The sequence below is a fragment of the Conyzicola sp. genome (genome assembly GCF_057073975.1).
The window spans coordinates 1-22,485 of record NZ_JBXMIS010000111.1; the positions used below are offsets into that span (position 1 = coordinate 1).

Genomic DNA, 22,485 nt, shown 5'->3' on the forward strand with positions numbered 1-22,485 from the left:
CCCCCCACGCCCTCCGCCACACCGCGGCAACGCACCTGCTCGACGGCGGAGCCGACCTGCGCGCCGTGCAGGAGATGCTCGGCCACGCGAGCCTTGGAACGACGCAGCTCTACACGCACGTCTCGACGGAGCGGCTCAAGCAGAGCTACGCGCTGGCGCACCCGCGGGCGTAGGCGGTTTCGATACGGTTCCATCCGCGATGCTCTACGCGTCGCGCTACTCAACCCGCGGGTCTCGTCGGCAGCAGCACGCTGCGCGGCACCCCGCCGAGCAGCAGGAGCGGATTGACGTACTCCCCGTCGAGCCGAACGCCGAAGTGCAGGCATAGCTGCTGCACGCAGTGGCCGGGCTCGAGGCTGCCGATCACCTGGCCGCGCGCGACCGGATCGCCGGCCGCGAGGGTCGTCGTGAGCGGCTCGAAGCTCGAGATGAGACCACCCGCGTGGCGAATCGACAGCACGGGTCGGTCGACGACGACCCCGGCGAAGTGCACCACCCCGTCGGCGGGGGCGCGGATCTCAACGGCAGTGCTCGCGATGTCGATGCCGCGATGGCCCGGCCCGTAGGGGGTTGCCGGTGCGAGGTACTGGCGCACGATGGCGTGCGGTGCTGGAGTCGGCCACGCCCAGCGGGCCGGGTCGGCGGCTGCCGGCCCGGCCGTCAGAACCAGGGGAACGAGCAGGGCGGTCGCGAGCACTCGCTTCATAGACAGAGAGTGCCGCGCGGTTGCAGCGGCGGTGCGGCCGAGGTGCGGATCGGTGGAGAAGGGCGGCAGCGGCATCCAGTGAGGGAAGTGGTATGATTTTGGCTGCATCTTGCGCAAGCAAGGTGACTACGCGTGCTCATTCGTAGCGCACACATCCTCCAGTCTTGCTCGTAAGAGCTAGCGGATGTCTGCTGAGCACCAGGTTTCGCGCCACACGGTCGCGGATAACAACTGAAGGGCACGCTCACGCGTGCCAGAAAAGGAGAACGGCCATGGCCGTCGTCACCATTCGCCAGCTGCTCGACAGCGGCGTCCACTTCGGACACCAGACCCGCCGCTGGAACCCGAAGATGAAGCGCTTCATCCTGACCGAGCGAAGCGGCAGCCACATCATCGACCTGCAGCAGTCGCTGCAGCACATCGACAAGACCTACGACTACGTCAAGGAGACGGTTGCCCACGGCGGCACCATCCTCTTCGTCGGCACCAAGAAGCAGGCACAGGGCTCGATCGCTGAGCAGGCGCTGCGCGTCGGCCAGCCCTACGTCAACCAGCGCTGGCTCGGTGGCCTCCTCACCAACTTCCAGACGGTCTCCAAGCGCCTCGCGCGCATGAAGGAGCTCGAGGAGGTCGACTTCGACGACACGACCCGTGGCTACACCAAGAAGGAGCTGCTCATCCAGCGCCGCGAGCTGGTGAAGCTGCAGAAGAGCCTTGGCGGTATCCGCAACCTCACGAAGACCCCGTCTGCCGTGTGGATCGTCGACACCAAGAAGGAGCACCTCGCCATCGACGAGGCGCACAAGCTCGGTATTCCGGTCATCGCGATCCTCGACACCAACTGCGACCCCGACGAGGTTCAGTACCCGATCCCGGGTAACGACGACGCCATCCGCTCCGTCGCACTGCTGACCCGCATCATCGCGGATGCCGCAGCCGAGGGCCTCGTTCAGCGTCACCAGAAGCCTGAGGACGGCGCTGAGGTCGAGCCTCTCGCCGCGTGGGAGGCAGAGCTGCTGCAGGCCGGCGAGGCCGAGGCCGCAGCCGCCCCCGCAGAGGCCGTCGAGACCCCTGCCGCCGAGGCAGCAGCACCAGAGACCCCCGCCGACGAGACCGTCGCCGAGACCGAGGCAGCCCCTGAGGCAGCCGAGGCCGAGGCCGCTCCCGCCGCGAACGAGGCGGCTACGCCCGCCGACACGAAGTAAGGACACGTCGAATGGCAGATTTCAGCCTCGCTGACCTCAAGACCCTGCGCGAGCGCCTCGGCACCGGCATGGTCGACAGCAAGAACGCTCTCGTCGAGGCGGGCGGTGACCTCGAGAAGGCCACCGAGATCCTGCGTCTCAAGGGTGCCAAGTCGAACGCCAAGCGCCTCGACCGCTCCACGAGCGAGGGCCTCGTCGCCGCGAAGGAGGGCGCCGGAACCACGACGCTCATCGAGCTCGCGTGCGAGACCGACTTCGTCGCGAAGGGCGAGAAGTTCGTCGCCCTCGGCGACAAGGTGCTCGAGGCCGTCGCCGCCGCTGGCGCGACGACCCCGGAGGAGGGCCTTGCGGCTCCCGCCGGCAGCCAGACCGTCGCAGAGCTCATCGGCGACGAGGCTGCGATCCTCGGCGAGAAGATCGAGCTTCGCCGTGTCGCTGTCGTGACCGGTGAGAAGTTCGCGATCTACCTGCACAAGACCAACAAGGACCTGCCTCCGCAGGTCGGCGTTGTCGTCGGCTACTCGGGTGACGACGCAGAGACCGCTCGCTCGGTGGCGCAGCACATCTCGTTCGCCGACCCGCAGTACCTGTCGCGCGACGAGGTTCCGGCCGAGACGGTCGAGAACGAGCGTCGCATCGTCGAGGAGATCAGCCGCGGCGAGGGCAAGCCTGAGGCTGCCCTTCCGAAGATCGTCGAGGGCCGCGTTGCCGCGTTCTTCAAGCAGGTTGCCCTGCTCGACCAGGACTACGCCAAGGACAACAAGGTCTCGATCACCAAGGTGCTCGCGGATGCCGGACTCACCGTCTCCGGCTTCGCCCGCTTCAAGGTCGGCGCCTAGCAATCCCGCTTCCGAAAGGCCCCGCAGCTCCGGCTGCGGGGCCTTTCGCGTTCGCAGACCAGATACCCTGTATGGAGTCCAACCCCCGGGAGCTAAGAATGTCCGATCGCAAGCGCCGCGTCCTCCTCAAGCTCTCTGGTGAGTCGTTCGGCGGCGGCTCGCTCGGCGTCAACCCGGATGTGGTCAGCAGCATCGCGAAGGAGATCGCCGAGGCGAGCCACGACGTCGAGATCGCGATCGTGGTCGGCGGCGGCAACTTCTTCCGTGGAGCAGAGCTCAGCCAGCGCGGCATGGACCGCGGTCGCGCCGACTACATGGGCATGCTCGGCACCGTGATGAACGCACTCGCGCTGCAGGACTTCCTCGAGCAGGCAGGGGCGGCGACGCGTGTGCAGTCGGCCATCTCGATGACCCAGGTGGCCGAGCCGTACATTCCTCGCCGCGCAGAGCGCCACCTCGAGAAGGGGCGCGTCGTCATCTTCGGTGCGGGCGCAGGCCTTCCGTACTTCTCGACCGACACGGTCTCGGCCCAGCGTGCCCTCGAGATCGACGCGCAGGTCGTGCTCGTTGCCAAGAACGGCGTCGACGGCGTCTACGACGACGACCCGCGCACCAACCCCGATGCGAAGAAGATCGAGGAGATCACCTACCAGGAGGCGCTCGTGCAGGGCCTCAAGGTGGTCGACTCCACGGCATTCAGCCTGTGCATGGACAACTCGATGCCCATGGTCGTCTTCGGCATGGAGCCGAAGGGCAACCTCACGAAGGCGATTCGCGGCGAGCGGATCGGCACGCTCGTCAGCAACTGAGGGTCGTAGACAACTGAGCTGCGCCGCTACGCCCTCACGCGCACGTCGTCTCGAGACGACTCGTTGAGCACGGCGAGGGCCCGTCGCAGTGCAGTGCTCGACGTGTCGACCGTGTAGGGGAAGTACACGACCTCGACGCCGACCTCGGCGAACCGCCGTTCGAGATCTCTGCCCTTGCGGGTGCCCCGCCAGTCGTCGCCCTTGAAGAAGACGTCGAAGTGCAGGCTGCGCCAGGTGTCGAGTTTGTCTGCCTTTGTCTCGGCGACCGCGTGATCGACGAACCCGATGGAGCTCACAATCTCGAGCCGCTCCTGCAGGGGGATCATCGCGGGGCGGCCTCTGCGACTGATGAGCAGCTCGTCGGAGACCACGCCGGCTATGAGCACGTCGCACTCGGCGCGTGCACGGCGAAGAAGATTGAGATGACCGATGTGAAAGAGGTCGAAGGCACCGGCTGCATATCCAACGCGATCAGGCATTGCATCCTCTCAGGTGACGTGTGAACCAACGTCCGGTGAAAGGGAAGTGCCCGGTTGATGTCAGCATAACGCCCCCCATTCGGGGGATCCAGTGTTATTTCTCGTGACCCCCGAACAGGGGGCGTGCTACAGTTCTCGAAATCGTTCACGCGCACTGCGCACCCGATTCGACTTTCCACGAACCGTGCGCGCAATCGCACAGCTGGCCGCTGGCCAGTGAGTCCCGTTCCGGGCTGCGTATCGAGGGAACCGAATGGTGATGAGCACCCAAGGAAGACACCGCGCCGCACAGCGCGTGGAGTCGACCAGGCGTCTGCGCGCCGCGGTGGCGATCGGGGTCTCCCTCGTCGTCGTGGTCGTCGCGGTGCTGACGGGCGTGGCCGTGGCGACGGCGGACGACGAGTACACCCTCGGGGAGACCGTCGCATCCGACGAGTTCGATCGTGCGCTGCAGGGCGCATGGGGCACGGCAGCAATCGGCGGTGACTACGTGCTGAGCGTTCCCGATCGCTTCTCGACTGATGGCGTCTCCGGCATCGCCTCCCCACCCCGGTCGGGGTCGTCGGTCACCGCGACCCTGCCAGGGGTGAACGCGCGCGACGTGCAGGTGTCGACCGCGGTGAGTGTTCCCGTCATACCGACCGCGGGCAATGGCGTCTATGCGGGGCTCGAGCTGCGTGTGAGCGACAACTCCCACTATCTCGGCTCCGCCCGGATCGGGCCGGGCGGAGCCGTCTTTCTCTCCGTCATCCGGGTCGCCGGGTCGACGCAGACGCAGGTGGCGCTCGTGCGCGACCAGCCGGTCATGACGGGGCTCGCCGCCGGCTCGCGGGTGAGCTTCGAGGTGAGAGCCACGGGGGTGGACCCCGTGCGGCTATCGGCACGCGCCTGGGCGGAGGGCGCACCCTCGCCCTCGTGGCAGGTCGTCGTCGACGACACCGACGATCGGCGGCTGCAGGAGCCGGGAGCGGTGGCGGTGTGGACATACGCCTCGAGTGGCTCGGCACCCCAGCCGGTGTCGTACGCAGGCCTCGCGGTCAACCTGCTCGAACCGCCCGTCGAGACCCCGGCAGCATCCAGCGCGCCCGACCCGGCGACCGGTCCGGCGACGCAGCCCGGCATCGACGGCGTGCGCGGCACTCCGGGGGCGCTCCCTGTTGGAACGGCACAGTACGAGGTTCCGGCTGGAGCGATCATCGTCGATCCCGGCGGCTCTGACTCCAACACCGGCACCCTCGAGCGCCCGCTCGGCACCCTTGGCGCGGCCATCACCCGGGCTCCGACCGGCTCGACGATCGTGCTGAGGGAGGGCGATTACCACGGCGCCTTCGTCATTCCTCAGGGGCGCGACCTCACCATCCAGCCGTATCCGGGGGAGGAGGTCTGGCTCGACGGAAGCCGCGTGGTCGAGAACTGGCAACCAGACGGGGATGCCTGGGTCGCCATCGACTGGACGGTGCAGTTCGACGCCAGCCCGACCTACAGCCGCGGCGCACCCGACGGCACGGCAACGGGTTGGCAGTTCGTCGACCCGGCGTACCCGATGGCGGCACACCCCGACCAGGTGTGGATCGACGACGTCGCCCAGCGGCAGGTCGGCTCGCGTGACCTGCTCGTGCCCGGTGCCTTCTTCGTCGACTACGCGACGGCGCGGCTCTACCTCGGGTCTGATCCGACCGGGCAGGTAGTGCATGCCTCGGACACCGTCAAGGCGCTCGTGATCGCGGGAGCGGGAAGCACAGTGCGCGGAATCGGCATCAAGCGCTACTCCCCGTCGGTTCCCGACATCGGGGCGGTGGCGGTGAGCGCTGCGAACGTCACTGTCGAGAATGTCGAGATCACCGAGTCGGCGACGACCGGTCTCGCGATCTTCGCCCCCGGAGCGCGTCTCGTCGACCTCACGATCAGCCGCTCCGGCATGCTGGGAGCGCAGGCGAGCACGGCCGACCGGCTCTCGGCGAGCGGCCTGCTGCTGACCGAGAACAACACGGAGCACTTCAACCGCGCACCCGTTGCCGGTGGGTTCAAGATCCACAAGTCGCGGGGCGTCTCTGTCACTGACAGTGCTTTCACGCACAACGCCGGCAACAGCCTGTGGTTCGACGAGTCGGTCTACAACATGACGGTGACCGGCAACGACATCATCGACGGAAAGGGCAACGGCATCGTCGTCGAGCTGTCATCGAAGGCCGTGCTCGCTGACAACGTGGTGCTGCGCAATACGCGCGACGGCATCCTCATCAGTGATTCCGGTCACATCGAGGTCTGGAACAACACGATCGCCGGCAACTTCCGCAGCGTCAACATCACCCAGGGCACGCGCCGTGCGAGCAACCTCTCTCTGCCTGGCCACGATCAGCGGCAGAAGCTGCCTGACCCGACGGTCACCTGGATCACGGAGGACATCACCGTCGCGAACAACGTCTTCGCCGACGGCACGGGCAAGTGCGTGCTCTGCGTCGAGGACTACAGCCACGAGCGCTCCGCCGACCAGATGCGGGTGCGCTCCAACGGCAACCTGTTCCACCGCGTGAGCGCGACGCAGCCGACCTGGGCCGTCGTGTGGTCGCGTGGTCACGGCAACCCCGCCGTCTACACGAGTGTCGCGGCGTTCGCGCGGGCAACAGGGCAGGATGCCGACAGCGTCGCCATCGACGGCACCCCCGCCGTCAGCGGCTCGGCGCTGACCCCCGCGGCCGAGTCCATGGTCGGCGCGGTTGCCCGGGCGCTCGATGCCCGCCTCGCCGCGCTCGTTGGTCAGCCGGAGGGAACCCGCCACGTCGGGGCGTGGCCGTAGCGGCCATCTGCACGTGCTCTCAGGCCACCCGTGAGCGCAGCTGACGCACGAGCTGCACGACCTCGCCGGCCTCGCGCCTCATCGAGGGCACCAGCGCGAGGGCGGCGTAGGCGGCAGCGAGGGCGACGGCGGCGGCAATCAACTGGATGACGGATCCGAGGGGAGCGACCCCCTGCGCGGCCGCCCACGAGCACGCCCCGGCAATCGCAACGCAGCCGAGGATGCGACCGGCACCCGCGTAGAGCGGGCGAACGGCGATGCCTGAGCGTCGGGAGAGCCACCAGAGCGAGATGGGCCACGAGATGGCGGGCGCCACGGCATACCCGATGGCGACGCCGATCACGCCGCTGGTCGATCCGATGAGAAGGCACACGATGCGAATAACCGCGCTGAGCATCGAGTACCGCAGCAGGTCGCCCGTCAGCCCCTTCGCGAGGTAGACCCAGTACCCGACGAAGGCGAGGGTCTGGAAGATGCCGGCGACGGCGAGCAGACGCAGCACCGGCGCCGCCGCGAGCCATCGCTCGCCGAGCAGCAGGTGGGTGAGCGGCTCTGCCGCGGCGGCCACGAGGCCGAGGGCGGCGACGAGGCTGTAGCCGAGCGCGCGCTGGCCGATGGCGACGAACCGTGAGAAGCGGGCGTCGTCGTCGGTGATGCGCGAGAGCACGGGAAGGGCGACCGCTGTCAGCGGGCTGCGCACCTGGTTGAGCGGTGTCATGAGCAGCTGGAACGCCCGCGAGTAGATTCCGAGCGGTGCGGCACCGAATCGCACGCCGATGATCACCGTGTCGAGGTTGTTGGCGATGTAGCCGACAAGCTGCGAGCCGACAAGGCTGCCGCCGAATCCGAGGAGCCCGCGCACCGGCGTCGCGCGTCGGGGCAGCTGGGGAATCCAGCGGGCGGTGACCACGAGCAGGAGCAGGAGCACGGCAGCGCTGGTGAGCTGCTGGGCGATCAGAGCACCGACGCCAGCGCCGACGAGCGCGGCCGTCACGGCGACCGCGAGGGCGATGGCTGCGCTCGCGATGTCGATGGCAGCGAGGTCGCGAAAGCGGAGGTCGCGCACGAGCGAGGCGCGGTACTGCGTGGCGAGCCCGTTGGCGAGGAACACCGGAGACAGGGCAACCGCGACACCGGCCAGCTGTGGCTGCCCGTAGAACGCGGCGATGAGAGGGGAGCACAGCACGACGAGCGCGGCGAGTAGGGCACCGATGGCCGCGTTGATCCAGAACAGGCTAGAGCGCTGGGCGGTCGTCAACGTGGGGGACTGGATGGCCGCGGATGACAGCCCGAGGTCGCGAAAGATCTCGCCGACCCCGATGATCGCGAGCACCATCGCCACGAGGCCGTAGTCGTGCGGGGTCAGCAGCCGCGCGAGCAGCACGACCGACACCAGCTGCACCAGGATGCGGGCGGCCTGCGCGATCATCGTCACGACGACCCCTCTGGCAGCCTGCTGCCCGAGGCCGGGGGACGTCACGCCCGGCTCCGCGTGCGGCGCCAGGAGCCGCGGGCGGCGCGCACCGAGTCGCGCCACCGACCGAGACCCAGCGCCACGAGGCCGAAGCCGCGGTATCGGGGAAGGCGGCGTCCGGCGAGGGCTGCGCCGAGCATCCGTCCGGCCAGGGTGCTTCGCCGCTCGACGTGCAGCGGCTGCACGGCTGCGACCCGCTCGATGCGCACCGGCTGCACCACGAGCACCCCGGCGGCGACCGCCTCGAGCACGAGCTCGTAGCCCCGTGGCGTTCTGGCGATGAGGGCGCTCGTGCCGGAGCCGGGGGTGAATACCGGGTAGCCACGATCGTCGGACTCCCACAGGTCTGCGGCACTGATGTCGGCCGACTCTCCGACACCGTCGGGGCACAGCTTGCACCGGGGATGAAGCTGGCGGCCGAGGTGCTCTCCCCACGACTGGTCGTAGCTGAGGGAGACCATCGAGCCGTCGCCAGTGGTCACGGTGAACCGGCCGGGCCAGCCGTTGCCGCGGTATCGCAGGCCCTCGGGAGCGTCATCGGAGCCAAGGCTGCTCACCAGGTGGTCGGTTGCGCGCTGCGAGGGGGTTCCGGCGCAGAAGAACGACAGGAGGATCTCGTCGCGCAGCTCCGCGTGGCCCGGCTGCGCGCCGAGGGCGCGCATGCCGGAGACGCGGCACGGGGTTCCGATCGTCGCTCCTCCGAGAGCGGGGAACGTGCCGGTCACGGGGGCGTAGCGGGAGCCGGACGCGGCGAGTGCCTGCTCGCGGGTCGTGATCGACACGGAGACGGTGCGCCGGGCATCCCGCTCGTCTGGCGTGACGCCGATGACCCGCGCGGCGCGCCCGCTCTCGTTGAGCCAGGCAGCCAATGCGGTGAGGGTGCCGCCGCTGCTGCCGGCGTAGCGAAGTTCGTCGTCGGATGCCCAGGCACGCCAGGCGGCAACCACCGGCCCCATCGTCGGGTGCCTCTCGACAAGGGGAGCGTGCGCCGCCGAGACGACACTCCCGGGGCACGAGCGACGGAACTCCAGCGCGGCGCGGGGCCCGGCCTGCGACGGGCCGACCTGCTCTGGTCGGGCGAATCCGTCGTCGCCCAGCACGAGTTCGAGACCCCGGTCGAGCAGCAGGCAGGCACCGCAGCCAGAGCAGTTGCCAGCCGCGACCACCCGGTCGATCTCTGCACGCAGCGTGCTCATCGCCGGCCAACAGGAAGGAGGCGCAGGTGGGCGAGCGCGAGCTCTGCCTCGTGCCGGGCGATATCGGCCTCGCGGCGCACGGGCGTGGTATCGAGGGACTCGGCGACGGCGAGCTCGCGCAGGATGGCCGCGACCGGATCGGCCGCGGAGCGCAGGTCGACGGAGTGGGCCCAGCCAAGGTCACGCAGCAGCGGCCCCGCCTTGTCGGAGTAGGCGAGGGCGACGGCTGGCACGCCGACCGAGAGGGAGTTGAGGCAGGCGTGCATGCGCGACGCGACGACCAGGCGCGCACTCGCGAGCACGCGACGCGCTTCATCGAGATCGGCTGGCACGATGACCTCGGCGTCGACCATGGCACCGACCTCGCGCGTGGCGGCGAGATCGGAGTCGTCATTGCCCGCGGCGACGACGTGCGGCAGCAGGGTCAGTGAGCGGCCCTGAGCGCGCAGCTGCGTGGCGACGGCGACCATGGTCTCGCGGTAGCGGGCGGCGTCGACGTGGGGATTGGGCAGCCAGAGCAGCCCGGAGACGTTGAGGATGACATCGCGCGTCGTCGGCTCGGCCGGCAGCGGAAGGGAGAACACCAGGTCGGTGGTGGCCTGAGGGATGTCGAACCCGAGATCCGCGGCCACGGAGACGCTGGCGGAGTCACGGGCGAGCACGAGTGTGGCGGTGCGCAGCGTCGCTCGCGCCAGCGCCCGCCCGGTGCGGGTTCGGAACGGTCCGATCGTCTGCGGGCCGAGCACGACGGTGACGCCAGCGTGGGCTGCCGATACGCCGACCGCGGTCATCGTGGCGAGTCGGTGGATTCCGTAGGCGTCGGTGAAGCTGTCGCCGGAGCGGGTGTCGACCACGATATCGAAGCCAGACAGCCAGTCCTGCATTCCGTGCCCGCCGCGCACGCGCTCCCAGAGCAGCGAACGAAGGCGGCCGATCGGCAGCTGCGGTCGTCGTGAGCCGTAGTTGTGGAAGACGATCTCTGCGCTCGGCCACACGCTTCGCACGAGCTCCGCGGTTCCCCGCGCCAGCACGCGAACGCCGAGGTTGGGCGAGGCCTCGTCGGCCCAGAGCACGAGCACCCGCGGTTCCTCAACCACGAGTCGTGCCGATCGCCTCTGGCTCGGTGCCCGCATGGTGCGAGGGTCTCGCGTACTCCTGGACCACCGTGCCGAAGGCGCCCGCCAGGATTCCCTTGCCGCGGTAGACGGTGCGCAGACCGCGAGCCTGGTGTCGCAGCGAGCCCGATAGGCGTCCGAGCGACCAGCGCAGCCATCCGCCGACGACCCGCACCGCCCCCCGAGCGGCCGCGTGCACGCGGGCGGCGAGCCGACGGGTCGGCGAGGCAGCGAGCCGAAGGCGAACGACCGTCTCGACGTTGCCGTGGCTGCGCGCCCGTTCCAGAACCCACTCCCGCGTGGTGCGCTCCACGGGAACATGATCGGTCGCCACCGACTCGTCGCACCAGACCATGCGGCCTCCAGCTCGCACCAGCTCACTCGTGAACAGGGAGTCCTCTCCGGCACCGAGAGCGAGTCGGTGGTCGAAGCGCACCCCGAGCCGCTGCACCTGCCCGACGTCGAGCAGCAGGTTGCCGGTTGCGCCGAGGGTAATCGTGGTGCCGGTCTCCATTCGACGACGTTGGAAGAACGACCCGGCGGCCACCCACGGATCGAGGATGCCGGAGAAGACAGAGACGACCCGCCCTGCGACAGCGGCGGCCCCGGTCGAGGCCCAGGTGTCGACCAGTGGCATGAGCCAGCGCGCCGTCGGCCGCTCGTCGTCGTCGAGGAACACGAGCAGGTCGCTGCTGCTGGCCTCGTGCAGTGCCCGATCGCGCGCGGCGGCGATGCCCGGCCGCGGCTCGACCACGTAGTCGATGGTGATCGCCCCGGCCGAGGCCTCGGCGACGACGTCTCTGGCGCTCGCGAGCGGGTCGTTGTCGACGACGAGCACACGCAGGACGAGTCCGCGCGAGCGAGCCGCCTCGCGGGTGAGTGTCGCGTGGGCGGCGATCGCCGACAGGCACGCGCGCAGCTCGCGCGGCCGCCGGAAGGTCAGCACCGCGACCGTGACACTCGTCGGGCGCCTCATCGTGCCGTGCTCCGTGAGTACCCGCGAGTCGGGCGCGCGTAGCGGGCGATGCGCGCTGCCCTGGCATAGGCGTCGAGATGGGCACGCGTCGTGCGCTGCCAGGACCGCCCGTCGAGGTTGGGGCGTTGGCCGCGCGAGGCGGATCGCACGGCATGGATGGCGGCCTCGATGTCAGTGCCGGTGAGCTCGCCACGGTAGGTGTGCACCCATCCATCGCCCGTCTCGATCGCCAGGGCCCGGGTGACGGCGTTGTGCGGCACGAGCACCGGGCGGTCGAGGGAGAGGGCCGTGAGCGCCGCGGCCGAGTTGTGCATGAGCTGGTAGGGCAGCACCACGAGCTCAGAGCTCGTGACGATGTCGACGAGGTGACGGTCGGAGATGAAGCCGAACTCGAGCGAGATGCCGTCGTCGTCGCCGGCGAGCTCGGTGAGCGAGCGCTGCAGCTCGTCGGTGGAGGGGTAGCCGGCGATGCGCGCGGTCAGCGGCTCCTCGACGCCCGCACCGCGCACCCCGACCGCGCTGAGGGCCTCGATGAGGGCCTCGACGCCCTTGTAGCGACGGATGCGGCCAACGTAGCCAACCTGGCCACGCACGGCCTGCTCCCGCTCGAACGGGCGGAACCACTCGCGAAAGTGCGGGTGCGGGATCGTCGCGAAGGGAATGTCGGCCGGGAGGGGGGTGAACGGGTTCAGCCGGATGACGAAGTCGGTTCGGCGGTCGAGCACCCTCAGCACGAAGAGCTGCATGCGGGAGAGGCCGTCGGGCAGCTCGAGATTGTGCACGGTTCGCACGAGGGCTCGCCGGGTCAGCCGCAGCCGCGCGACGATGAGGAGCGTCAGCAGCTGGCGTACGAGTCGGCGCAGCGGCGTGCGACCACCGACGAGGTTCTCCGGCCAGTGCACGTGAAAGACGTCGTAGTCGCCGAACAGCGCCGTCGACCAGCGGAAGTACAGCACCCGTGCCCCCGCGTCTCGCACATGCTCGGCGAGGAGGATCGTGTACGGGTTGACCGACGTCGGTCGGGGGGTGGGAAAACTCACGAGAACGGTGAGCTGACTCGCCATGGCTCTTCCTCCAGTGCGTGGCCGATGGTACGACTACGGGAACGCTAGGGAAGAGCGTTTTGTGCGATATAGGCTACATCCCTCACGAGGGGACGCGCCATGGTTTCACACACCGATGGAGGCCTCGCGGTTGTCGTCGTCAACTACGGCTCGAGCCGCCTGCTGGCCGCCAACCTTGCGCCCCTGTCGCACGCACTGCCAGAGGCCGTCGTGGTCGTCGTCGACAATCGCACGGATGACGACGAGCGCGCCACGGTCACCGCGCTCGCCGAGGCGAACGGCTGGCTGCTCGAATGCCCGGCCACCAATCCGGGATTCGGTGCCGGGGTCAACCGCGGCGCCGCTCGGGCGTTCGAGCACGGTGCCGACCACATCCTCATCCTCAATCCCGATGCGACCATCGAGCCGACAGCGGTCGCAGAGCTGTTCGCCCGCTCTGTCGCAGAGCCGCTCGCGGTGCTCTCTCCCCGCATCGTCGCACCCGACGGGAGCACGTGGTTCGCGGGATCCGACCTCCACCTCGACGATGGCCGACTGCGCAATCCGGCTCGCCGTGGCAATGCACGGTACGAGCCGTGGCTGTCGGGGGCGTGCCTCATGGTCAGCCGCTCGCTGTGGGAGCTCGTCGGCGGATTCGACGACGACTACTTCCTCTACTGGGAGGACGTCGACCTGTCGCACCGCGTGCTGGCCAGCGGGGGCACTCTCGTGCTGTGCGATGACCTGGTCGCGCTGCACGACGAGGGCGGAACGCACGGCGGTGGTGGCAGGGCGAAGTCGGCGACGTACACCTACTACGTCATCCGCAACCGACTGCTGTTCGCGGCCAAGCACCTCGACGACGAGACCTACCGATCGTGGGTGGCCAACCGCCGCACGGTCGCCTGGGAGACCCTGCTGCAGGGTGGGCGACGGCAGTTCCTTCGGTCTCTTCGACCACTTCTCGTCGCTCGACGAGCGCTCTCCGACGGCGTGCGGCTCGCCAGGGCGATGCGCCCGCGCTGACCCCGACAATTGCTTGACTCACCGGTCGAGTGCGTGGGTATTATGGGAAATCGGCTGTCACGACGGGAATTCCTCCCGGTGCTTCCCCGCATTCTGCCGACGAGGGTGGAGCCTGTCGTGACACGAATCACCATTGACCCGAGCGTGCATATTCGTTCCGGCGAGCGCAGTGTCGCCGGCGCCTACCGGCAGCTTGCGAGCAGTCAGAAGCCAGCGGCTCGCAGCGCGCCCGCTTACTCCCGGTTCGTCAACAGGCGCATCGGTCGCGCGCTCGCCGCGGTGTGCTGGACGATCGGGCTCACCCCCAATGCCGTCACGGTGATCAGCGCCACATTCACGTTCGCCGCGATCGCCGCGCTCGCGCTCTACCCGCCGTCGGTGCTGCTCGGGGTGATCGTCAGCGCCGGGCTGCTGATCGGCTACGCCTTCGACTCCGCCGATGGCCAGGTCGCGCGTCTCTCTGGTGCCTCGAGTCCGGCAGGGGAGTGGCTCGATCACGTCGTCGACGCCACGAAGGCCGCTGCGCTTCCGCTCGCACTCGGCGTCGGGCTGTATCGAGCGGATGCTGTCGACGACTGGTGGCTGCTGGTTCCGCTGGCGGCATCCATCGTCAGTTCTGTGCTGTTCTTCAGCATGATCCTCACAGAGCAGCTGCGTCGGCAGCACTCGACCCTGCCGTTGGCGCCCCCCGCTTCGTCGCCACGCGCGCTGCTGCGGTCGATCGCCGTCGCCCCGATGGACTACGGGCTGCTCTGCCTCAGCTTCGTGCTGCTCGGGGCACTTCCGGTGTTCCTCGTTGTCTACACGTTCATCACGGTCGCGACGGCGGGCTTCGTCGTGCTCTCGTCGGTGAAGTGGTTCACCGAGCTGCGGGGGCTCTCCTCGCACCAGGGACTGGAGCAGGGCGGAGGCGCATCATGAAACGCGACGTGGTCATCGGAGCATCGGCTGGTGCCCTCGCCCTTGCCGCCATCATCACGGCCGCAGCGGTTGCGGCGACGCCAGGCGTCGATATGACCGCGAACCGCGCTCCTGCTCCCACATCGACATCCTCGTCAGCGTCGTCATCGCCCCGGCCGTCGCCATCACCGGATGACGCTGCCGCCGCCCCCGACGACGCGGATGTCCCCGCCGCGATCGACCCGTACTACGGTGATGCCGTCGCGGCTGTCGCGACCGGCGACTCGGCCGAGCTGGGAGGAGGGCTCGTCGTCGAGCTCGTCTCCGTGTCGACGACGACCGTGACCGGGTCTGGCATCGGATCGACGAGCGGGCCGGCGATTGTCGTCGAGCTGAGCATCGCGAACACCGGGGCGACAGCAGCTGACCTCGCAGCGGTCGTGAACGCCTACGCGGGCTCGGAGCGCACGCCGCTGACCCCCGCCGGCGAGGACGAGCAGCTGGCCAGCCAGCTCGCCGCGGGGGCAGAGTCGACGGGTCGCTACACCTTCGCCATCGACGACCCAGACCAGCCGCTCTACCTCACGGTGAGCACCTCTCCCGACTCAGGCCTCGTGGTGTTCGAGCGCGGGTAGCACTCTGCCGATGCGGGACCGCACCGTTGCCGGGGCACGGTCATCATGACGTGCCGTTGCCGTGATCACCGTTCCGAGAACCCGCACCCCGGCTAGCGCGAGCTGCTCTGCACTCGCCTTGAGCTCGCCGATGTGGGCGTCGCGCTCATCGGCGAGCAGCACCACCGCGTCCGCTGCCCGGCCGAGAACGAGCGCTCGAGACGAGAGCGCACCGTCGGGGGCAGCAGCGAGCACGAGATCGGCGCCGTCGGCCGCCGACGAGGGGATCCCTCCGGGGGCCGCCAGCTCATGGCCGACGACCGTCGACCCTCTGGCGTCTGCCGTGTGCGAGAGGGCGGCGGCATCCCCCGCCATGGCGACATGGAGGCCAGCCTCCGCTGCCGCAACGGCGAGGTTGGCGGTGGCAGTCGCGGCGGTTCGACTGGCTCGGCCGTCTGCTACCGCGGCGAGCATGATGGTGCGAGCCGAGCTCGACCCCATAGTCGGTCGTGGGAGGTCCGTGGCGTCGATGAGAGCCGCAAGCCGCCGATAGTCCTCCGCGGCCTCTCCGGCCGGGTCGATCGAGAAGGGCGGTGCGGCATCCCGTCGCTCCGTCAGCCTGCCGAGCAGGGGGCCGGCACCCGCGGCCAGGACTGCCCGCTCGTCGCGCACCCGGGTGTCGAGCAGGCGCATAGCGACAATCACGAGCAGGCTCGCGAGCAGCCCGACGAGAGCGCCCGCCACGATGTTGAGTCTCGTGTTGGGGGAGGAGGGGCTGGTCGGTGCTGTTGCCGACTGCACCGTTCGCACCTCGACGGTTGCTCCGCCGTCGGCGTCCCGCGGAGCGAGGTCTCGCACGGCCCCTGCCAGCGAGCGGGCGACGCCGTTGGCGATGGATGCCGCAGTCGACGGGTCAGGAGAGCTCGCCTCGATATCGAGCACGACCGTTCCGGGCGGGGTTGTCGCCTCGACCGATCCCGCCAGCTGCGCGACCGACAAGCCGAGGTCGAGCTCGTCGATGACGGGCTGCAGCACTCGCTCCGATCCGGCCAGCTCTGCGAAGGAGAGCATCTGAGACTGCGCATAGCTCGCGCCCTGGTTGAGATCGCTGCCGGACACCCCAGAGTCGATAGAGAAGTAGAGCGTCGAACGACCGCTGTAGATCGGTGTTGCAAGCTGCGACACGGCAACCCCGAGCAGGGCTCCAACCACGCAGGCAAGCGCCACGAGCACACCGTAGCGGCGCACGAGCGCGACATAGGGATGCAGACGCCCGTCGGTAGCACCCGAGGTGAGTGGCGCGGGGCGGGGAAGGTCGATCAACTGCGACATGTCAGTCTCCTGTGGGTTGTAGGCGGAGCGGAGTGGCCATAGCGGCCGGGTGAGAAGAGTGAAGAGCCGTTCGGGAAGGCCGAAGGGCGGCCTGGGTCGTTGCCGCGATGCCGACGACGAGCCAGAGCATCACCGAGTACTGGGTGATGAGGGCGACGGTTGCGAGGGCAGGCAGCTGCGCGACGACGGCGATGGTTGCCGGCTGGGCCGTGCCGCGAAGGCACAGCACGATCGCGCCAGCGAACCCGACGAGTACAAGGGCGAGGGCGAGCCATCCCGAGGTGAGGGCCGAGAGAAGGAGCTGGCTGTCGATCGACGCGAAGCCGGCGAATCTCAGCGTGCCATCGGCAGAGCGTCCGACGGAGTCGGAGAGCCCGACGATGTTCGACTCCGCAAGCAGCGACACGAGGTCGCCGCGGTATCCAGCGCTCGCGGTCGCCTCCTCTCCTGCCTCGGTGAATACAGTGAGGACGAGCGGCAGCAGGGCAAGGCCGATCGCGGCGCCACCACCAACGACTGCCACGCGCTGGGCTCGTGTAAATCTGTCCCGCAGCAGGATCGCGCACAGGATGACCCCGAGGAAGGCGCACAGGATGCCGATGCGGCTGAACGTGAGCACGGTCGCGACGAGCATCGTGGCGACCATGGCGAGACGCAGCACGAACGGGAGCCGGGCTGCGAGAGTCAGCGGGGCTGCGAGGGCAAGGCTCGCCCCGAGCGCGATCGAGTGGCCGAACGCCCCCTCCGCGCGGGCGAACCCGCCTCGCGTCTGTATCTCGCCCCATTCGTCGAACAGCGAGTTGCCGACCTGGAGCCCGACGAACGGGTTGAGACCCGTGACGAACTCGACGATCGCAAGCACAGCCACACCCGTGAATACCACCGCGACAGCCAGGTAGACGAACTCCGCGCCGACGCGAGCTGCGGCGACGCGACCGACGACGTAGCCGGCGAGAAATGACCCGTAGGGCGTGACGAGGAACGACATCGCGAGAGCGGTGTCGCCGGTGACGAGCGAGGCTGCCGTGAGCAGCAGCAGCACGCCGAAGAGGCCGTCGACCAGGCTCCACCGCATGCCGTGTCGCGGCACAAGGGCGACGCCGGCAGCGAGTGCCACGAGAACGGCCGCGGGAACGAACAGGTTGCCGTTGAACCCAAGGCGCACGCCGATCCACACCGGCACGAGACAGAGCACGGCGAGGCTGGCGACCACCGCGACTCGTGGAGAACGTCTCGCGATGACAACAGCGAGTGCAGCGGCGAGGACGCCCAGCACCGCGACGATTGCCGCATCCACCCCGGTCACGCCGCGACCCGATCGCGGCACTCGAGCGCCGCGGCCCGCATCGACCGCACGGTCTGACGCCAGTTGTGGCGGCTGGCGAGCTGGCTGGCCGCCGAGCGCCGAAGCGCCGATCCCGGGGACGCACCCGACATCGCAGCAACGGATCGCATCGCGGATGCCGCTGCCGCCGCATCCAGCGGATCGACGAATGTCGCGTGGCCAGCGAGTGTCTGCCGGAACACCGGAAGGTCGCTCACGACAACGGGGGAGCCGAAGTGGGCGGCCTCGACCGGTGGCATACCGAAGCCCTCGCCGAGCGACAGGAACACGAACAGGGCAGCGTTGCGGTAGTACCAGCGCAGCCGTGCCTCGTCGACGAACCCGGTGAACCGCACTGCTCCTGTTGCGATCGCTGCCCTGGCGCGCGGGCTGAGGCCACCTCTCCTGCCGTCGGCCGAGCCGACCACGAGGAGGGGCCGACGGGGGGAGACCAGCCCGCTCTCGAGAGCAGCGTCGATCGTCGTCGCGAGGTTCTTTCGAGCGTTGAGGCGGCCGACGGTGAGGAGGAAGCTCATCGGCGCGAGGTCCGCGTCTGGCTCGTCCTCCTGCTCCGTCTCTGTCAGCTCTGTCGAGAGGCCGATACCAACGGGCACCACGGCTCTGGCCTCGCAATTGCGGCGGATTCGCCCCGCCTCGCTCTCCGTCGAGGTGAAGACGAGATCGGCGCGGTGCACCCAGCGGCGCATGAGGGAGAAGTAGGCGCGCTCGACGGGCGTGAACCACTCCGGGTTGGTGGCGAACAGCACGTCGTGGAGGAAGACGGCGCTCACGGCTCCCTCGATACGCGCTGCGAAGTTGTGGGTGAGCACGAGCTCGGCGCCGACGGAGTTCGCGGCTCTCGTGACCGCCGATGTCGCGGCAAGGGCCTGGGGCCACAGCGATGTCGTGACGAGTCGCGCCTGCGTCGGCGCGCTCAACCGCGCGGAGTCGAGTGCAGCGCGCCGTACGACAAGGGTGAGCTCGTCATCCGGAAACTCGGTGCTCCACGCCAGCACGATCTCGCGCAGCACATGACGAAGGGATGGCGGCCCGTCGGCCCACCAGAACGCATCGAAGACGACCTTCACCACCTTGCCTGCCCTTCCCTGGCAGACAAGGTGGTGCCGTGGCTCCTAGTGGGGGAGCCGGGCATTGAAGTTGTCGATTGCGGTGATGGTGCCAGCAGTGGAGCTGGCCGACAACGTCGCCTGGACGGCGACGGATCCGGAGGTCTGGAGGGCGGGTGTCGAGTCGGTGACCGACGAGAGCCACGTCGTTGGCTCTGGCTGGCCGGTCGGCCAGATGCGAGCCTGCACGGTCGTCGGCGACGTACCGACAACCTGAAGCCGAAGCTGCAGTTGCATTCCCGGCGAGTAGGTGAGGCCGGGAACGACGGTGTTCGAGAGCACGGTCGATCCCTGCCTGAGCACGAGGGCCACCGCACCGGTCGACTTGACCCAGGCGTTCGCCGCGTAGTTGGCGCTGCCAACCTGACGGCCGAAGATGCTCGTGTACGCGCCTCCGCCTGTCGGCGCAGAGCCGATCGAGAAGGTCATCGTGCTGTCGGTATCGGTCGCCGACACCGCCGCGAGCGACATGGTGCGCGTCGACCCGGGTGCGAGGGTCACCTCGCCGACGCCGTTGGCCACGCGGAGGGCGCTCGCGCTGCCGGCGACGGTCCAGGCTCCGCCGGTTGGCGCGGTGCCCCATCCGCCGGTCACCGAGCGCTCGAAGTCGTCCTCGGCGAAGACGGTGACGGGCGCCACCGTGACGACAGCGCTCGCGGTGGCGGTCGCCCCGTCGTCATCCGTGACGGTGAGGATGACGGTGTAGTCACCCGCCGCCGTGTAGGTGTGGCTCGTGGTCGCTCCGGTGCCGCCCTGGCCGTCGCCGAAGTCCCAGCTGTAGCCGGCGATGGTTCCGTCGGGGTCGCTCGATGCCGAGCCGTCGACCGTGGCAGAGAGGATGCCGCCCGTAGCGGTGAACGAGGCGGTCGGCAGCTCGTTGGGCGGCTCGACCCCCGATCCCAGCGCATAGTGCTCCGCGACCACCGACGCGTCGAGTGCAGTGCCGTAGATGGCGAGCTCGTCGAGTCGGCCGGCGAAGTACGGGCTCGATGAGCCCCAGGTGTTGTCTCCGCCCGCGCGCCAGTACCCGGTGTACGACTGGGCACCCGTCTGCGGGTTCGTGCCGACGAGAGCGCCGTCGATGTAGAGCTTCATTCCCGCGGAGGACTGGGATGCCACGGCGTGGTGCCATGCACCGTCGTTGTAGGCGAGCGGGGTGGTGATGGTGTTGGCCTGCCCCGTCCATGTGCCGAAGACGAGCCTGCCGTCATCCTGCATATAGACGTGGCGGTCGTAGCTGCTCGACAGACCGGTCTTCTGGCTGCCGAAGCCGACGAGCTTGCCTCCCTGTGTTGTCGTGGTCTGGAACCAGGTCTCGAGCGAGTAGGTCACCGGGTTCGTGAACTGGCTATTCGTCGCGACGCCAGAGCCGCTCGTGAACTGCACGGCCGTGTTGTCTGTGCCGAGCACGGCTCCGGGCTGTGAGCGCAGCACCGTTCCGGCGTAGCTGCCGTCGAGGTCGTTCGGCCCTGAGTCGTTCGCCGTCGACCCACTCGACTCGCCGAGCCGGTAGTAGACGAGCGGATCCGCCGCGTAGACCGCGCTGCCGTACCCGTCGGCGGGCGGAGCTGGCAGTGGTGATGGTCGACCGGATGCCACGAAGTGGTCGACGAGGCTGGCCCGCGACAGCGCCGTCGGATAGATCGCGACCTGCGCGATGGATCCGGCGAAGTACGCGCTCGATGGCCGCGACGTCCACCCGTTGAGGTTGTCGCCGCCTATCCTCCAGTAGCCGGTGTATGCCTGGCCGCTGGTGACATCGGAGCGGGATCCTGCGAGGCTCCCGTCCACGTACAGCGCCATACCGCCGGCACCGAGCGTGGCCACGACGTGGTGCCATTGACCGTCGTTGTATGAAGCGCTGCTGTTGACGGTGCGCACCCCACCGGGGTGGCTGCCGAACCAGAGTCGGCCGGAGTTGTCCATGTAGACGTGCCGGTCGTAGCTGCTGGAGTTGCCGGTCGGCGAGTTGCCGAAGCCGATGATCTTGCCGCCAGTGGTGGTGGTGGTCTTGATCCACGCCTCAGCGGTGAACACGTTGGGTGCGGGCTGGGCGACCGGGGTGGCAGCGAAGGCCGTCGACGCACCAGAGAATGTTGTCGCGGTGGTCGGCGACATGATTCCCGGCTCGCCGCGCGACGTGCCAGCGCCAAGGGTGAGGTCGTCGAATCCGACGTGATCGTAGGCGGTGGCGCCCGACTGCTCGTCGAGCGGCCAGTAGTAGGTCGGGCTGTCGGCCTCGACCGAGTCAGCGTACGCCCCGCCGCTGTCGGCAGACGAGACCGTGGCCGTCGGCGCCAGTCGGCTGATCGTGTTGCCGTATCCATCCCGCACATACAGGCGATAGGTGTGCGTGCTCCCCGGCACGAGGCCGGTGTCGACGAAGCCCATGCGCGAGAGCGTGTAGAAGTTGGAGTAGCGGGTCTCGGTGAAGATCGGCGACGCCGTCTGGCCGTCGCGCACGAGGGTGTAGGTGAGGTTGGCGTTGTCGTGGTCGTGCGTCGTCGTCCATGAGAGCCGCACCTCACCAGAGGTGAAGGATGCGACGGTCGGCACGAGGCTGGTCGTCACGATGGGGCCCTGCTTGTTGGGGGCGATCGAGGGGATCGCGAACCGCACGAGTCCCTGCTGGGCGACGCCGTTGACGTGGGTGAACTCGCCGCCGTAGACGACGTAGCGTGTGTTGCCGCTGACGCTCCACCCGGCCTGTCCCTGGCCGGTGTAGGTGCCGGGGGTCAGGGTGGGGAACCAGTCGAGCAGGGTCGGCGACGGGTTGCCTGCGAAGTTGTAGTAGCCGTGCGGATCGGCGGTGATCGTGCCGGTTCTCGCCTTCGAGAAGGCGAGGCCGTAGTGCATGGTCCACGGGTTGGTCTGGGGGAACCCGCCGATGTTGCCGCAGTAGTGCGCGTGGGTGGCGACGTAGACGGCCTCGCCAAGGGCGAACGAGGAGTAGGTGTCGCCGTGGCAGTCCTCGATCCAGGTGATTGCACCGGTTGCCGGGTCGGCAGAGAACGTGCCCTCGAGGTTGCCGCCGGAGCCGAAGACATAGCCGGTGCCGTAGACGCGGTCGGCCGTCGCCGTCAGGCTCGTGATCGAGGCATTCGCACCCGCGTTGCGCACGATCGAGTTCGCGGCCCATGGCAGCGACGCACCTGTGCTCGCGTCGACGGCCCCGAGTCCGCGGAAGGCTGCTCCGGCCAGGGTCGTGAACCGACCGCCGACGACGACCTTCGATCCGTCGGCCGTGAGTGCGAGCGCGTCGACGACGGCGTCGGTGTTCGGAGCCCACGCGGTGACATCGCCGGTTGCCGCACTGACGGAGGCGAGGTAGTCGCGGGGTTCTCCGCTGACAGTGCGGAAGGTGCCGCCGATGTAGACGGTGGTGTTGCTGGCGGTGAGGGCGCGGCCCTGGCTGCCGAGGATGGGCTTGAAGGTGGGGATGATGGCGCCGGTTGCGGTGTTGAAGGCGGCGATGCGGTAGTAGCCCACCCCGTCGACGGTGGTGAAGTCGCCGGCGATGTAG

Annotated in this window: 19 protein-coding genes; 8 read left to right on the plus strand and 11 right to left on the minus strand. The window is 69.0% G+C overall.

All coding sequences use genetic code 11. The annotated features are described in order from the left end of the window. On the plus strand, positions 1-173 hold a 173-nt coding region (locus AC14A7_RS10025; RefSeq protein ID WP_484008631.1), incomplete at its 5' end, for a tyrosine-type recombinase/integrase. 47 nt (positions 174-220) lie between these two features. Here the strand turns inward: AC14A7_RS10025 and AC14A7_RS10030 are convergent. Next, complete coding sequence (locus AC14A7_RS10030; RefSeq protein WP_484008595.1) at positions 221-781, minus strand: M23 family metallopeptidase; 561 nt, start codon at positions 779-781, stop codon at positions 221-223. Between the two features lie 197 nt (positions 782-978). Here AC14A7_RS10030 and rpsB point away from each other — a divergent pair, with 197 nt between their 5' ends. The 3 genes from rpsB (at position 979) to pyrH (ending at position 3,559) form a co-directional block, all read left to right on the plus strand. Next, complete coding sequence (rpsB, locus tag AC14A7_RS10035) at positions 979-1,911, plus strand: 30S ribosomal protein S2 (RefSeq protein ID WP_484008597.1); 933 nt, start codon at positions 979-981, stop codon at positions 1,909-1,911. Between the two features lie 11 nt (positions 1,912-1,922). Continuing rightward, positions 1,923-2,750, plus strand: coding sequence for a translation elongation factor Ts (tsf, locus tag AC14A7_RS10040; protein ID WP_484008599.1), 828 nt, complete (start codon positions 1,923-1,925; stop codon positions 2,748-2,750). Between the two features lie 98 nt (positions 2,751-2,848). Then, positions 2,849-3,559, plus strand: coding sequence for a UMP kinase (gene pyrH / locus AC14A7_RS10045; RefSeq protein ID WP_484008601.1), 711 nt, complete (start codon positions 2,849-2,851; stop codon positions 3,557-3,559). Between the two features lie 26 nt (positions 3,560-3,585). Here pyrH and AC14A7_RS10050 read toward each other — a convergent pair whose 3' ends face one another. Beyond that, a complete protein-coding gene (locus AC14A7_RS10050; RefSeq protein ID WP_484008603.1) occupies positions 3,586-4,038 on the minus strand; it encodes an FAD synthase family protein in 453 nt (150 codons plus the stop codon). A gap of 259 nt (positions 4,039-4,297) precedes the next feature. On the opposite strand from AC14A7_RS10050, the gene AC14A7_RS10055 reads away from it, so the two are divergent. After that, positions 4,298-6,835, plus strand: a complete 2,538-nt coding sequence (locus tag AC14A7_RS10055; RefSeq protein ID WP_484008605.1) for a right-handed parallel beta-helix repeat-containing protein — start codon at positions 4,298-4,300, stop codon at positions 6,833-6,835. Between the two features lie 19 nt (positions 6,836-6,854). Here the strand turns inward: AC14A7_RS10055 and AC14A7_RS10060 are convergent, their stop codons facing one another. The 5 genes from AC14A7_RS10060 to AC14A7_RS10080 are packed head-to-tail and all read right to left on the minus strand — an operon-like array spanning position 6,855 to position 12,660. After that, positions 6,855-8,315 (minus strand): lipopolysaccharide biosynthesis protein, encoded by a 1,461-nt coding sequence (locus AC14A7_RS10060; protein ID WP_484008607.1) that lies wholly within the window; start codon positions 8,313-8,315, stop codon positions 6,855-6,857. Then, a complete protein-coding gene (locus AC14A7_RS10065; protein ID WP_484008609.1) occupies positions 8,312-9,505 on the minus strand; it encodes a Coenzyme F420 hydrogenase/dehydrogenase, beta subunit C-terminal domain in 1,194 nt (397 codons plus the stop codon). The genes AC14A7_RS10060 and AC14A7_RS10065 overlap by 4 nt, the downstream gene beginning before the upstream one ends. After that, entirely contained in the window at positions 9,502-10,602 is a 1,101-nt protein-coding gene (locus AC14A7_RS10070) for a polysaccharide pyruvyl transferase family protein (protein WP_484008611.1), read from the minus strand. Before AC14A7_RS10070 ends, AC14A7_RS10065 begins: the two co-directional genes overlap by 4 nt. Further along, positions 10,595-11,596 carry a glycosyltransferase family 2 protein gene (locus AC14A7_RS10075; protein WP_484008613.1) on the minus strand — a complete coding sequence of 334 codons (1,002 nt, stop codon included), beginning with the start codon at positions 11,594-11,596 and terminating at the stop codon, positions 10,595-10,597. Before AC14A7_RS10075 ends, AC14A7_RS10070 begins: the two co-directional genes overlap by 8 nt. Further along, positions 11,593-12,660: a glycosyltransferase family protein gene (locus AC14A7_RS10080; protein ID WP_484008615.1), complete on the minus strand. Its 1,068-nt coding sequence runs from the start codon at positions 12,658-12,660 to the stop codon at positions 11,593-11,595. The genes AC14A7_RS10075 and AC14A7_RS10080 overlap by 4 nt, the downstream gene beginning before the upstream one ends. Positions 12,661-12,759: 99 nt before the next feature. On the opposite strand from AC14A7_RS10080, the gene AC14A7_RS10085 reads away from it, so the two are divergent. The 3 genes from AC14A7_RS10085 to AC14A7_RS10095 all read left to right on the plus strand — a co-directional run bounded on the left by AC14A7_RS10085 (position 12,760) and on the right by AC14A7_RS10095 (position 15,200). After that, entirely contained in the window at positions 12,760-13,665 is a 906-nt protein-coding gene (locus tag AC14A7_RS10085; protein ID WP_484008617.1) for a glycosyltransferase family 2 protein, read from the plus strand. Positions 13,666-13,782: 117 nt separating this feature from the next. Beyond that, the gene (locus tag AC14A7_RS10090) at positions 13,783-14,586 is read left to right on the plus strand and encodes a CDP-alcohol phosphatidyltransferase family protein (protein ID WP_484008619.1); all 804 of its coding nucleotides are present in this window, start codon (positions 13,783-13,785) and stop codon (positions 14,584-14,586) included. After that, the gene (locus AC14A7_RS10095; RefSeq protein WP_484008621.1) at positions 14,583-15,200 is read left to right on the plus strand and encodes a hypothetical protein; all 618 of its coding nucleotides are present in this window, start codon (positions 14,583-14,585) and stop codon (positions 15,198-15,200) included. The genes AC14A7_RS10090 and AC14A7_RS10095 overlap by 4 nt, the downstream gene beginning before the upstream one ends. Here the strand turns inward: AC14A7_RS10095 and AC14A7_RS10100 are convergent. From AC14A7_RS10100 to AC14A7_RS10115, 4 genes are all read right to left on the minus strand, one after another. Further along, the gene (locus AC14A7_RS10100; RefSeq protein WP_484008623.1) at positions 15,171-16,511 is read right to left on the minus strand and encodes a hypothetical protein; all 1,341 of its coding nucleotides are present in this window, start codon (positions 16,509-16,511) and stop codon (positions 15,171-15,173) included. The genes AC14A7_RS10095 and AC14A7_RS10100 overlap by 30 nt on opposite strands. 1 nt (position 16,512) lies before the next feature. Further along, complete coding sequence (locus AC14A7_RS10105) at positions 16,513-17,817, minus strand: hypothetical protein (RefSeq protein ID WP_484008625.1); 1,305 nt, start codon at positions 17,815-17,817, stop codon at positions 16,513-16,515. Further along, entirely contained in the window at positions 17,814-18,923 is a 1,110-nt protein-coding gene (locus AC14A7_RS10110; RefSeq protein WP_484008627.1) for a glycosyltransferase family 4 protein, read from the minus strand. The genes AC14A7_RS10105 and AC14A7_RS10110 overlap by 4 nt, the downstream gene beginning before the upstream one ends. 45 nt (positions 18,924-18,968) lie before the next feature. Further along, positions 18,969-22,485: LamG-like jellyroll fold domain-containing protein (locus AC14A7_RS10115; protein WP_484008629.1), on the minus strand; the 3,517-nt coding region annotated here is incomplete at its 5' end.

Coding starts and splice junctions, on each gene's coding strand:
- AC14A7_RS10030 (WP_484008595.1), bottom strand. CDS start 781: ATGCCGCTGCCGCCCTTCTCCACCGATCCGCACCTCGGCCGCACCGCC.
- rpsB (WP_484008597.1), top strand. CDS start 979: ATGGCCGTCGTCACCATTCGCCAGCTGCTCGACAGCGGCGTCCACTTC.
- tsf (WP_484008599.1), top strand. CDS start 1,923: ATGGCAGATTTCAGCCTCGCTGACCTCAAGACCCTGCGCGAGCGCCTC.
- pyrH (WP_484008601.1), top strand. CDS start 2,849: ATGTCCGATCGCAAGCGCCGCGTCCTCCTCAAGCTCTCTGGTGAGTCG.
- AC14A7_RS10050 (WP_484008603.1), bottom strand. CDS start 4,038: ATGCCTGATCGCGTTGGATATGCAGCCGGTGCCTTCGACCTCTTTCAC.
- AC14A7_RS10055 (WP_484008605.1), top strand. CDS start 4,298: ATGAGCACCCAAGGAAGACACCGCGCCGCACAGCGCGTGGAGTCGACC.
- AC14A7_RS10065 (WP_484008609.1), bottom strand. CDS start 9,505: ATGAGCACGCTGCGTGCAGAGATCGACCGGGTGGTCGCGGCTGGCAAC.
- AC14A7_RS10075 (WP_484008613.1), bottom strand. CDS start 11,596: ATGAGGCGCCCGACGAGTGTCACGGTCGCGGTGCTGACCTTCCGGCGG.
- AC14A7_RS10080 (WP_484008615.1), bottom strand. CDS start 12,660: ATGGCGAGTCAGCTCACCGTTCTCGTGAGTTTTCCCACCCCCCGACCG.
- AC14A7_RS10085 (WP_484008617.1), top strand. CDS start 12,760: ATGGTTTCACACACCGATGGAGGCCTCGCGGTTGTCGTCGTCAACTAC.
- AC14A7_RS10095 (WP_484008621.1), top strand. CDS start 14,583: ATGAAACGCGACGTGGTCATCGGAGCATCGGCTGGTGCCCTCGCCCTT.
- AC14A7_RS10100 (WP_484008623.1), bottom strand. CDS start 16,511: ATGTCGCAGTTGATCGACCTTCCCCGCCCCGCGCCACTCACCTCGGGT.